Raw genomic sequence first — 11,632 nt, 5'->3', positions numbered from 1 at the left:
CTGGGCGGGCGTCAGGCGATGTCGAGCTCGACCCGCCCGCGGGGCGCGTCGACGGAGCGCACGTGCACGGCCAGCGCGTCGCCGATGCGGATCGTGCGCCCGGACTCCTCGCCCTGCAGCTGCGTCCCGGCCTCGTTGAGCTCCCACCAGTCGCCGCGCAGGCGCCGCACGGGCAGGAAGCCCTCGAAGCCGTCGCCGAAGGCGACGAACACGCCGGCGCCGATGAGGCCGACGACCTCGCCCTCCTGGTCGCGGTCGATGGAGCCGTCGAACAGGCCGCGCTCGAGCAGGAAGGCCTGGGCGACGTCGTCGGCGGCGCGCTCGATGCTCATCGCGTCGCGCTCGCGCCCCGAGGTCCACTCGGCGGCCTCGTCCAGGCGCGTGGCGCGCGGAGCCTCCTCCCCGCCGCCGACGGCCGACAGCAGCGCGCGGTGGCACACGAGGTCGGGGTAGCGCCGGATGGGCGAGGTGAAGTGGCAGTAGGCCTCGGAGTGCAGGCCGGCGTGGCCCTTGTTCTCCGGCGCGTAGCGGGCCTGCTTGAGCGAGCGCAGGACGAGCGACGTGAGGCCGAGGCGCCCGGCGCCGCCGCGGCGGCGCACCTCGGCGGCCACGAGCACCGACGCGGCGGCGATGATCTCCCCCGCCTCGCGCGGCCCGATGTGCTCGGGCGCGGGCGGCGTCGGGACGCCGAGGCTCTCGAGCTGCTCGAGCAGCCGCTCGGCGGCCACGGGCTCGGGCCGCTCGTGGATCCGGTACAGCGTCGGGATCCCGCGGTCGGACAGCAGCCGGGCGACCGCCTCGTTGGCGGCGATCATCAGGTGCTCGATGAGCGTGTGGGACTCCGTCTGCTCCTGGCGCTCGGCCCCGACCATGTGGCCCTGGGCGTCGAGGGCGAACGCCGGCTCGGCGCTCTCGACGGCCAGGGCGCCAAGGGCCTCGCGGCGCTCGCGCAGCGCGGCGCTCGCCCCTCGCGCGGCCGCCAGCGGCAGGGCCCAGGGCTCCTGCGCGCGTTCGGTGCCGGCGAAGATCCGGTCGACCTGCTCGTAGTCCAGGCGCGCGTCGGAGCGGATCCGCGAGCGGAAGAACGCCGCGCGCGTGACGGCGGCGCCCGCCAGCTCGAGCTCGACGGTGACGGCCAGCCGATCCTCGCCGGGCACGAGCGAGCAGGCGCCGTTGGAGAGCACGTCGGGCAGCATGGGCTCCACCGCGCCGGGCACGTACACCGACGTGCCCCGGCGGTAGGCCTCGCGGTCGACGGGCGAGCCCGGCCGCACGTAGGCGCTGACGTCGGCGATGTGCACCCACACACGCCAGTGCGCGTCGCCGAGCTCCTCGGCGCTGATCGCGTCGTCGAAGTCCTTGGCCGTGGACGGGTCGATCGTGAACGTCGGCAGGTCGCGCAGGTCGCGGCGCGCGACGGTGTCGTCGACGGCCTGCACCGCCTCGCGCGCGGCCGTGTCGACGCCGGCCGGGAACGACCGGCGCAGCCCGCGGTCCAGCATGAGGGCCTCGAGCACGTCGCGCGCGACGTCGGGGCGCCCGATGACGCGCACGACCTTGGCGTGGCCCTTGACCCGGCCGCCCGTGCGGACGAGCACGAGCTGGCCCGGCCGCGCGTTGCGCCCCGGGTCGACGATGGGCCGGCGGCCGCCGGGGCGGCGCTCGAAGAACGGCTCGAGCACGGCGAAGCGGCCGCGCTTGGCCAGGACACCGACGGTGAACGCCTCCGCGGTCAGGCTGCTGCCGACGGTGCGCGCCCGGCTCACGACTCGGCCGCGAGCGTCTTGAGCGCCGTGTCGATCGCCTCGTCGTCGCCCTTGGTCTTCGGGTCGTCGCTGGCCTGGACGTCGGGCGTGAGGCCCGCGCCCGTCGCCGTGCCGCGGCCGCCGAGGTTGCGCCCCGACGGCGTGAAGTACTGACCGGCGGTGATGTCCAGCGCCCCGCCGTTGGAGAGCTCGATGACCTGCTGGAAGACGCCCTTGCCGAACGTCCGCGTCCCCACGAGCTTGGCGCGGTGGTTGTCCTGCAGCGCGCCCGCGACGATCTCGGCGGCCGACGCGCTGTTGCGGTCCACGAGCACGACGAGCGGGATCTTCGGCGCGATGGGGTCGCCGAGCGCGCTGAGCGTGCGCGTGGGGACCGCGCGGCCGCGGGTCGTGACGACCTTGCCGCCGGTCAGGAACTCGCTGGCCACGAGCTGGGCCTCGGTGACCAGGCCGCCGGGGTTGCCGCGCAGGTCCAGCACGATGCCGGCGGCCTTGTCGCGCAGCGCCTTGCGCACGCCCTCGGCGAGCTTGGCGTGCGCGGCCTCCCCGAAGTCGGCCAGCGAGAGGATCGCGTAGCGCCGGCCGTTCAGCGTGCGCTCCTTGGACTGCACGGGCGACACGGAGATCACCGCGCGCTTGAGCACCACGTCGCGGGAGGTCTGGCCGCGCAGCAGCGTCAGACGCACGTCGGTCCCCGTCCGGCCCTGGATGAGCGCGACGGAGGCGCTGTTGCCGCGGCCGGCCAGCGACGTCCCGTCGACGGCGGTGATGACCTCGCCGGTGGCGATCCGCGCGCGGCTGGCGGGCGAGTTGTCGAAGACCTGGACGATCTTCAGGCCGCGCCTGTCCTCGACGACCGAGATCCCGACGCCCGCGAACTGCCCGCGCTGCTGGCTGCGGAACTTCGTGTACTCCTCGGGGCTGAAGTAGTTGGAGAACCGGTCGCCGAGCGAGGCGACGATGCCCTTGATGGAGTCGTTGGCCAGCTCCTTGCGCGGGATCTCGCGGTAGTAGGAGTCGTGGACGTCGTCGATCGCCTCCTTGACCACGCGCGTGTCGCCGTCGCCGACGAACGCGTCGCGTGCGAACCCGGGCAGGCGGTCGGGATGGCCGCCGAGCCAGATCCCCGCGACGAGGATGATCAGGCACAGCACGAGCGAGGCGAGGGCGCGGCGGATCATGGTCGCGGCACAGGCTAGGGGTCGATCTGTGGTCGGGCGGCGGCGGACCCGGCGGGGCCGCGCGAGCGAGCCCCTGGCGAGCTCGCGCCGAAGCGATCCGAGCCCCCTGCGCGAGGATCGCTCAGACGCGCAGGAACTTGCGCAGCGAGATGCTCGACCCGGCGGCCGACACCCCGACGCTGGCCGCCAGCAGCAGGAACGCCAGCAGGCCGAAGCCGATCGTCTTCGGCGCCGCGATGAGCGCGAAGTCCGAGGCCAGCGGGTCCAGCAGCGCGATCTTGCCGACGCCGAGCAGGAGCACCGCGAGCACACCGCCCAGGCCGCCCAGCACGACCCCCTCGATGACGAACGGCCAGCGGATGAAGCTGTCGGTGGCGCCGACGAGCTTCATGACCTCGACCTCGCGCCGGCGCGAGAACAGGCTCAGGCGGATCGTGTTGGAGATGAGCAGCACCGAGGCGATGACGAGCAGGATCGCCAGCCCGCCCATCGCGAGCTTGACCACGCGCGTGGCCGTGAGGATCTTGCTCGTCTGGTCCTTGCGGTTCTTGACGCTCTCGATCGAGCGGTCCAGCGGGCCGCCCGCCCCCGCGCCGGCGAGCTCGTCGCGCAGGGCCAGCGCGTTGTCGGGCTTGTCGGGCGTGACGCGGAACGTGTCGGGCAGGGGGTTGGACCCGAGCAGGCTGTAGGCCTCGGGGTTGCGCTTCTTCTCGTCGGCCAGGGCCTGGGCCTTGGAGACGAACTGCACCTTGCCGACGTGCGCGACGCGGCCGGGGTCGGCGAGCAGGGCGCGGACGCGGGCGATGTCGGAGGCCGAGGCGTCGCGCTTGAGGAAGACGTCGACGAGCACGCGGCTGCGCACCTCGTTGGCCGCGCCGGTCGTCGCCTGCACGACCGGGATGAACACGCCGAGCACGAGCACGGTCACCAGCACGGAGGCCATGGCCGCGAAGCTCGGGATCGCGTTGCGCGAGATGGAGCGGAACGCCTCCTTGATGAAGAAGGCGGGGGTCATCGGCGGGGCCCGGAGTCGTCGGCCGGGTAGATGTCGTCGAAGGCGTCGGCGGGCATCCGCCGCTGGGGCTGGGGCGCGGGCTCGCGCAGCAGCTCGCCGAACTCCGCGGTGTTCATGTCGCGCGGCGCGTAGCCGGCGTTGTGCTCGTCGCGGATGATCCGGCCCTGCTCGAGCTCGAGCACGCGACGGCGCATGCGGTCGACCATCGTCGCGTCGTGGGTGGCCACCACGACCGTCGTGCCGGTGCGGTTGATCCGGTACAGCAGCTGCATGATCCCGACCGACGTCTCGGGGTCGAGGTTGCCCGTGGGCTCGTCGGCCAGCAGCAGCGGCGGGTGGTTGACGAACGCGCGCGCCACGGCGACGCGCTGCTGCTCGCCGCCGGAGAGCTGGTCCGGGAAGGAGTGCAGCTTCGTGGCCAGGCCGGTCAGGCGCAGGATGTCGGGCACCTTGGCCCGGATCTCCTTGCGCGAGCTGCCGGTGACCTGCAGCGCGTAGGCGACGTTGTCGTGCACGGTGCGATCGGGCAGGAGCTTGAAGTCCTGGAAGACGATCCCGATGTTGCGCCGGTAGTACGGCACCTTGCGCCGGGTGATCTCGCTGAGGTCGCGGCCCGCGACGCGGATCGTGCCCGCCGTCGGCTCGATCTCCTTGATCAGGAGCTTCATGAGGGTCGACTTGCCCGACCCGGTGGAGCCCACGAGGAACACGAACTCGCCGCGCGCGACCGAGAAGGTCGCCGACTCGAGTCCCCGATCGGTGGGGCCGTACTGCTTGGAGACGCCGCGGAACTCGATGACCGCGGGCGCGCGGTCCTGGGGCGCCGCGAGGCGCTCGAGCTCCTGCTTGTGGCGTTCGACGATCGCCATATCCGGACTGACCTTAGCTCCGGCGCGCCCGATCCCTGCCGGTGACCGTCGTCCTGCAAGCTAGATTGCGGGGAGTGCCCACCATCACGAGCGAGACCCTCCCCAACGGCCTGCCGCTGCATCGCGTCGCCCTCGAGGGCACGCGCGCGGTCACGATCCTCGTCGCGTTCGACGCGGGTGCGCGCACCGAGCGACCCGAGGAGAACGGCATGGCGCACTTCCTCGAGCACCTCGTCTTCAAGGGCGGCGAGAAGTACGACCACTACAAGAAGGTCAACGAGACGGCCGAGCGGATGGGCGGCAGCCTCAACGCCTACACCTCGCACGACCTGGTCGCCTTCCACATCACCGTCCGCGCCGAGGCGGCGATGGAGGCCATCGACCTCCTGACGGACTTCGTCGGCCGCCCGCGCCTGGACGCCGACGAGCTCGACCGCGAGCGCGGGGTCGTCATCCAGGAGATCCAGCGCTACAAGGACCAGCCCTCCGCGGTGGCCGAGGAGCTCATCGACAAGGCCGCCTTCGGGGACCACCCGCTCGGCCGCACGGTGCTGGGCCCCGAGGAACACCTGCGCTCCTTCAGCCGCGAGGCGATCGTCGCGTTCCGCGAGCGCCGCTGGGCCGGCGAGCGCGGCGGCGCGTTCATCGTGGGCAACATCGACCACGTGCCCGCCGACGGCGCCGTGGCCGAGCTCTTCGGGCGCTTCCCGACCCTTCCTGCGCCCGAGCGCTTCGAGCCCACGCCGGTGCTGCGCCGGGACGTGCTCGTCGAGCGCCGCGACACCAACCAGTCGCACCTGCGCCTCATGTACCGCCCCGACGTCGACGTCAGCGACCCGGCCGACCGCGCCGCGATGTCGATCTATTCGACGCTGCTGGGCGGCTCGATGGGCTCGCGCCTGTTCGACGAGATCCGCGAGCAGCGGGGCCTGTGCTACTCGGTCTGGGCCGTCGACCACGCGCTGGCCGACGCGTCGATCCTCCAGCTCGGCGCCGGCCTGGAGTCGTCCAAGACGCCCGAGGCCTACGCCCGCATGCGCGAGATCGTCGCCGAGCTGCACCGCGACGGGCCCACGGAGGAGGAGGTCGAGCGCGCCCGCGCCTACAGCGCCGGCCGCCGGGTCCTGGCCTTCGAGAACACGAACGCCGTGGCCCGCTACGCCGCCGGCCAGGCCATCGTCTTCGGCGAGGACATCGACCCCGACCGGGCGATCTCGGCGCTGGACGCCGTCACGTTCGACGAGGTCGCGACGATCGCGCGTGCCGTGGACCCCGAGGCCGCGGCCGTGGCCTGCGTCGGGCCGCACGACGAGGCCGAGTTCTAGGCTCGCGGAACCGGCGCTGGCGCGGACCGTCCGGTTCTGCCACGATCATCGTTCGCGGCCGCGGCCGGGCCGTGTGAGACGATCGGCCGCGCCTCGTGTGGCTGGACACCGTATGACTGCCGGCACCACCACCGCGGGAGAGATCCGAGACGATCGCGAGTTGGCGCGCTACGTCCAGCGCGTCGACGGGAGATGGCCGCTGCAGCGGGCCATCCTGGGCGGCGCGCGGATCCGCGACACCCAGGGCGCTCCGCCCCAGCGTGAGCGCGGCGCCGAGTACGTGCTCGTCCTCGTCTCGGAGTTCTTCGCCGGCGTGCCGTGGCTCGAGCGCGTCTACCAGGCGGCCAACCTGTGGGACGCCGCGGAGATGGGCGCCCCCGCCGACGTGCACTGCTACACCCCGGGCGAGTTCGAGCGCAAGCGCGAGACGCTGCCCGTCGTGCGTGAGGTCGCCGAGCACGGCGTCGCGCTGCGCACGCCCCAGAACTGAGGAGCCCGCGACCGCCGCGTGGCCAGGACGCGGGCCGCCGGTCATGACGCGCGGCGGGACCGCCGATGGCCCCGGAGACGCCCCTCGCCCGTCGCCTGACCCTGGCGGTCGCCACCCCGACGGCGACGGGCTGACGAACTGGACCGAGTACCGGGCCCACACGAACCCGCGCCGCGCCGACAGCGACCGCGACGGGCTCGGCGACGGCTCCGAGGACCGCGACGGCGACGGGCTGGACGACGCGACCGAGCAGCGGGCGGGCACTCCGCGCTGGAGTCCACGAGCCCGCACGTGGACAGCCTGCTGCTGGTCGACGACGGCTCCTGACCCGGGGCGCGCTACGCTTGGGTCCGGTAGTTGCGGACTCAACGAATCGGAGCGGAGGCGCCCAACGTGCACGTCGAGATCTGGTCGGACATCGCCTGCCCCTGGTGCTACGTGGGCAAGCGCCGCTTCGAGGCCGCGCTGGAGCAGTTCGAGCACCGCGACGACGTCACGGTGACCTGGCGCAGCTTCGAGCTCGACCCCGGCGCACCGGCCGAGCGCGAGGGCGACCTCGCCGCGCACCTGGCCGCCAAGTACGGCCGCACGCTCGAGCAGGCCCACGCGATGCACGACCAGATGACGGCGACCGCCGCCGGCGACGGCCTCGAGTTCCGCTTCGAGCGAGCCCGCTCGGGCAACACGTTCGACGGGCACCGCCTCATCCACCTCGCGGCCGCCCACGGCCTCCAGGACGCGATGAAGGAGCGCCTGCTGGCCGCCTACCTCGGCGAGGGCCGCCTCATCAGCGACCGCGACACGCTCGTCGAGCTGGCGGGCGAGGTCGGCCTGGAGGCCGGGGAGGTGCGTGAGGCGCTCGACGGCGAGGCCTACACCGCGAGGTCCGCGACGACGAGCGCACCGCCGCCGCGCTGGGCATCAGCGCCGTGCCGTGCTTCGTCATCGACCGCCGGATGGGCGCCTCGGGCGCCCAGCCGGCCGAGACGCTGCTGGGCTTCCTGCGCGAGGGCTGGAGCACCCGCGAGCCGGTCGCGATCATGGCCGACGGCGTCGCCGAGGGCGACGCCTGCGGGCCCGACGGCTGTTGACGAACGCCGTCCCCGCGGGCCCGCCCCCCGACACCCGCTGAGCGAACCCGGCCCCCTGGGCCGGTGTTCGCCCGTCACGCGGGTTCGGCCCCCTGGGCCGACACCCGCTGAGCGAACCCGGCCCCCTGGGCCGGTGTTCGCCCGTCAGCCGATCGCGACCATGCGCTCGATCGGCAGGCGCGCGCGCTCCGCGAGCGCCGGGTCGACCTTGACCTCGCCGCTGAGGTCGCGCAGGCAGTCGCGCAGCTTGGGCAGCGTGATCATCTTCATGTAGCGGCAGCTCGCGTGCTCGTTGGCGGCGATGAAGTCGACGTCGGGCGCCGCCATCCGCAGCTGGTGGAGCATGCCGGTCTCCGTCGCCACGATCGCGGAGCCCCGTGGCCCGCGTGGGCCCTGGCGAACTCGATCATCCCGCCCGTGGAGAGCATGTGCACGCCCTCCGAGGCGACGTCACCGGCCGCGACGTACTCCATGACCTGCGTCGTGCATCCGCACTCGGGGTGGATGAGGAACTCGGCGTCGGGGTGGGCGGCCCGCATGTCGGTGATGTCGCGCGGGCGGATGCCGGCGTGGACGTGGCACTCGCCGTCCCAGACGTGCATCGCCACGCCCAGCTCCTTCTCGACGTAGGCCCCGAGCCACATGTCGGGCCCGAAGAGGATCGGCACGCGGTCGCGGCCCTGCCAGCCCCGCTCGGCGATGATGTGCTCGACGACCTTGACGGCGTTGGACGACGTCACGCAGTAGTCGGTCAGCGCCTTGATCTCGGCCGTCGTGTTGACGTACATGACGGTCACGGAGTCCGGGTGCTCGGCCTGCCAGGCCGCCAGCGCGTCGGGCGTGATCGAGTCCGCCAGCGAGCAGCCGGCGTCGAGGTCGGGGATCAGCACGGTCTTCTGCGGCGAGAGGATCGACGCGGTCTCGGCCATGAAGTGCACGCCGCAGAACGCGATGACGTCCTGCTCGACGACGGCCGCGCGGCGGCTGAGGCCGAGGCTGTCGCCCACGTAGTCGGCGACGTCCTGGACCTCGGGCACCTGGTAGTTGTGCGCGAGGATGACCGCGTTGCGCTCGGCGGCGAGCGCTCGGACCTCCGCGTGGAGATCGGCGATCTCGGCGGACGAGAGGACCGGGGGTGCGGCGGGTCCGGGGGCCATGGGGAGGTTCATGGCAGGCGCTCCAGGATGAGGGAGAGGTCGAGGGCCGGTGCGGAGTGCGTGAGCGCTCCGACCGAGATGAAGTCTACCCCGGTCTCCGCGGCCGCCCGGACCGTGGCCAGGTCGATGTTGCCGCTGGCCTCGAGCTCGGCGCGGCCCGCGACGTCGGCCACGATCGCGCGCATCTCGTCGGCCGTCATGTTGTCCAGCAGGATGCGCGGGGCGCCGGCCTCGAGCGCCTCGCCGACCTCGGCCGCCGTCTGGCACTCGACCTCGACGACGAGGTCGGCGAAGCGCGCCCGCGCGGCGCGGACGGCCGGGCCCACGCCGCCCGCGGCGGCGATGTGGTTCTCCTTGATGAGCACCATGTCGAACAGCCCGAAGCGGTGGCTGCGCCCGCCGCCGGCCACGACGGCCGCCTTCTCGAGGGCGCGCAGCGTCGGGGTCGTCTTGCGCGTGTCGAGGATCGCCGCGCCCGTCCCCTCGATCGCCCGCACGTAGCGCGCGGTCAGCGTCGCCACGCCGGAGAGGCGCTGCAGGAAGTTCAGCGCCGTGCGCTCGCCCAGCAGGATCGCCGCCGCCGGCCCGGTCACGCGCAGCACGGGCGTGCCCGGCTCCAGCCACGTGCCCTCGGCGGCCAGGCGCTCGGCCTGCACGCCATCGCCGGCTTGGCGGAAGACCTCCTCGGCGACGACGAGGCCGAACAGGACGCCCGGCGCCTTGAGCGTGATCGTCGCCGCCGCGCGGGCGCCCCCGGGCACCGTCGCCTGCGTCGTGACGTCGCCGGACCCGGCGTCCTCGGCGAGCGCGCGGGCGACGAGATCGGAGACCAGGGCGGGATCCAGGGTCATGGGTCGACGAGGATAGGCCGACGTGACCCGCCGCGATCTCCCGCCCGACCTCGACGAGGGCGACGGCTGGTCGCTGGCCGCACCCGGGGACCGTGCGCGTGCGCTGCGCCGGCGCCCGCGGTGGACCGTGGCCGGCCCGCCGGGCGGCCCGAGGCCGCTACCTTGGAGGGGTGATCGTCGCCGACACCGCCCCCCGCTGGATCGAGCTCGACGGCGCGGTGAACGCGCGCGATCTCGGCGGGATCCCGCTCGCGCGCGGCGGTACCACGGTCCCCGGCCGGCTCCTGCGCTCCGACAACCTCCAGGACCTCTCGGCCGCCGACGTCGCGCACCTGGTCGGCGAGCGGTCGCTGACCGCGGTCATCGACCTGCGCACGGACGTCGAGCTCAACCTCGAGGGCCCGAGCCCGATGAGCGAGGAGCCGCGGGTCGTCGTCGAGCACCGCTCGCTCTACCCCGAGTACGGCGAGCGCACCGACCTCGAGGTCGACACGGTCGTGCCCTGGCAGCGCGGCCTCGGCGGCAGCGACCGGCCCGGCGAGTCGCCGACGGTGCAGACCTACATGGGCTACCTCGAGCACCGTCCCGACTCGATCATCGGCGCGCTGCGGACGATCGCCGCGCCGCCCGGCGGCGGCGCCGCTCTCGTGCACTGCGCCGCCGGCAAGGACCGCACGGGCCTCGTCGTCGCGATGGCCCTCGAGGTGGCCGGGGCGCGCCGCGAGGCCGTCGTGGGCGACTACGTCGCCACCGCCCAGCGCATCGAGGCGATCATCGCGCGCCTGGCCTCCACCCCGACCTACGCGGGCGACATCACCCGCCACGACCCGGCGCGCCACGCGCCGCGGCCCGAGACGATGTTCCGGATCCTGCAGCTGCTCGACGAGGGCCACGGCGGCACCTCCGGCTGGCTGCGCGAGCACGGCATGCAGGACGCCGAGCTCGAGGCGCTCGGCGTCAAGCTCACCGCGGCCTGACCGGCGCCCCGGCGCCGCGCTCCAGGCCCGCCAGGACCGAGGTCCCGGCGTAGACGGTGCGCCCGCGGCGGCGCACCGTCAGCCGCAGGTGCCCGGCGAGGTGCTGCGCGGCGGCGTCCTGGAGGTTGCGGCCCTCGGCGGGCACGGGGATCGGGAGGCGGTGCGGCGCGGTGCCGTTGGCGTGGCCCTCCACGTCCAGGACCAGGCCCGACGCCGTCCGCCCGCGCAGGGTCCAGCCCCGGTCGTCGACGCCGACCCGCAGCGCCGGGCTGCGGGGGCCGACGCCGACGACGCGGTGCAACCGCCCGCCGGCGGCGACCACCAGGGCGGTGGCGGTTCCGCGCAGCCCGCCCAGGGCCACGGTGCCGCCCGCGAACGCGACGCAGGCGTGCGGGTCGTCGAAGCCGTGGGCCTGCCCCCACCACCAGGCCTCCGGGAAGCCGCCGTTGGACCAGTTCTTCTCCGCGTAGACGATCGCGCCGTCGAGGTCGATGCGCCGGCCGCCGGCCTGTGCGTGGCCGTGGGCCCGCGCGCGCAGCAGCCACGGGTGCCAGTACTGGCTGAGGCCCGGGAGCACGTGGGCGACCCCCAGGCCGCCGAAGGCCCGGCGCGGCCAGCCCACGGGCGCCTCGAGCTCGAGCTGCAGCCGCGCCCGGGGCCCGAGGTCGAGGTCCACCGTGCGCGGCCCCGCCGTCAGCGCCCGGCCGATGTGCACCGTGCCGTCGCGGTCGGCCTGCGCGCCGGGCACGGCGGCGCACGCCGCGAGGCCGCCGGGGTGCGCGGCCAGTCCGACGGTCCCCCACGACCGCCCGCGGCGGTCGCGGTTGACGCCGGCCAGCGCGACGACGACCTCGCCGCTCGCCGGCTGGGTGACCCGCCAGAACCAGCCCTCCATCGCGACGCCGTGGGA

At 74.2% G+C, this 11,632-nt stretch carries 9 protein-coding genes and 3 pseudogenes; 5 read left to right on the top strand and 7 right to left on the bottom strand.

Annotated features, from left to right (window positions below; all coding sequences use genetic code 11):
• Positions 1 to 11: 11 nt before the first annotated feature.
• The 4 genes and pseudogenes from FSW04_RS09370 to ftsE all read right to left on the bottom strand — a co-directional run.
• Complete coding sequence (locus tag FSW04_RS09370; protein ID WP_146918585.1) at positions 12 to 1,766, bottom strand: ribonuclease R family protein; 1,755 nt, start codon at positions 1,764 to 1,766, stop codon at positions 12 to 14.
• Positions 1,763 to 2,947, bottom strand: coding sequence for a S41 family peptidase (locus tag FSW04_RS09365; protein ID WP_146918583.1), 1,185 nt, complete (start codon positions 2,945 to 2,947; stop codon positions 1,763 to 1,765). Before FSW04_RS09365 ends, FSW04_RS09370 begins: the two co-directional genes overlap by 4 nt.
• Before the next feature lie 121 nt (positions 2,948 to 3,068).
• On the bottom strand, positions 3,069 to 3,962 hold the full coding sequence (locus tag FSW04_RS09360) for a cell division protein FtsX (protein ID WP_146918580.1): 894 nt from the start codon (positions 3,960 to 3,962) through the stop codon (positions 3,069 to 3,071).
• A 128-nt stretch (positions 3,963 to 4,090) separates the two neighbouring features.
• Positions 4,091 to 4,831 (bottom strand): annotated as a pseudogene (ftsE, locus tag FSW04_RS09355) (cell division ATP-binding protein FtsE); the annotation flags it as partial.
• Between the two features lie 74 nt (positions 4,832 to 4,905).
• Here ftsE and FSW04_RS09350 point away from each other — a divergent pair.
• From FSW04_RS09350 to FSW04_RS26980, 4 genes and pseudogenes are all read left to right on the top strand, one after another.
• Entirely contained in the window at positions 4,906 to 6,156 is a 1,251-nt protein-coding gene (locus tag FSW04_RS09350) for a M16 family metallopeptidase (RefSeq protein ID WP_146918576.1), read from the top strand.
• Between the two features lie 160 nt (positions 6,157 to 6,316).
• Positions 6,317 to 6,646 carry a hypothetical protein gene (locus FSW04_RS09345; RefSeq protein WP_228431070.1) on the top strand — a complete coding sequence of 110 codons (330 nt, stop codon included), beginning with the start codon at positions 6,317 to 6,319 and terminating at the stop codon, positions 6,644 to 6,646.
• Positions 6,647 to 7,039: 393 nt separating this feature from the next.
• A pseudogene (locus FSW04_RS28395) lies at positions 7,040 to 7,471 on the top strand (DsbA family oxidoreductase); the annotation flags it as partial.
• Between the two features lie 104 nt (positions 7,472 to 7,575).
• Positions 7,576 to 7,737, top strand: a complete 162-nt coding sequence (locus FSW04_RS26980) for a hypothetical protein (protein ID WP_228431068.1) — start codon at positions 7,576 to 7,578, stop codon at positions 7,735 to 7,737.
• A 144-nt stretch (positions 7,738 to 7,881) separates the two neighbouring features.
• Here the strand turns inward: FSW04_RS26980 and nadA are convergent.
• Positions 7,882 to 8,894 (bottom strand): annotated as a pseudogene (gene nadA, locus FSW04_RS09330) (quinolinate synthase NadA).
• Between the two features lie 8 nt (positions 8,895 to 8,902).
• Entirely contained in the window at positions 8,903 to 9,745 is an 843-nt protein-coding gene (gene nadC / locus FSW04_RS09325) for a carboxylating nicotinate-nucleotide diphosphorylase (protein ID WP_146918571.1), read from the bottom strand.
• 170 nt (positions 9,746 to 9,915) lie between these two features.
• On the opposite strand from nadC, the gene FSW04_RS09320 reads away from it, so the two are divergent.
• Positions 9,916 to 10,722, top strand: coding sequence for a tyrosine-protein phosphatase (locus FSW04_RS09320; protein ID WP_228431066.1), 807 nt, complete (start codon positions 9,916 to 9,918; stop codon positions 10,720 to 10,722).
• Here the strand turns inward: FSW04_RS09320 and FSW04_RS09315 are convergent.
• Complete coding sequence (locus FSW04_RS09315; protein WP_146918569.1) at positions 10,709 to 11,617, bottom strand: tocopherol cyclase family protein; 909 nt, start codon at positions 11,615 to 11,617, stop codon at positions 10,709 to 10,711. The genes FSW04_RS09320 and FSW04_RS09315 overlap by 14 nt on opposite strands.
• Between the last annotated feature and the right edge of the window lie 15 nt (positions 11,618 to 11,632).

It is taken from the genome of Baekduia soli, assembly GCF_007970665.1.
GTDB lineage: Bacteria > Actinomycetota > Thermoleophilia > Solirubrobacterales > Solirubrobacteraceae > Baekduia > Baekduia soli.
This window is presented reverse-complemented; position numbering and strand designations above follow the sequence as displayed.

What these genes read in the sequence shown, in the direction of transcription:
- FSW04_RS09365 (WP_146918583.1), bottom strand. Translation starts at nt 2,947, where the DNA reads ATGATCCGCCGCGCCCTCGCCTCGCTCGTGCTGTGCCTGATCATCCTC.
- FSW04_RS09315 (WP_146918569.1), bottom strand. Translation starts at nt 11,617, where the DNA reads ATGGAGGGCTGGTTCTGGCGGGTCACCCAGCCGGCGAGCGGCGAGGTC.
- FSW04_RS09360 (WP_146918580.1), bottom strand. Translation starts at nt 3,962, where the DNA reads ATGACCCCCGCCTTCTTCATCAAGGAGGCGTTCCGCTCCATCTCGCGC.
- nadC (WP_146918571.1), bottom strand. Translation starts at nt 9,745, where the DNA reads ATGACCCTGGATCCCGCCCTGGTCTCCGATCTCGTCGCCCGCGCGCTC.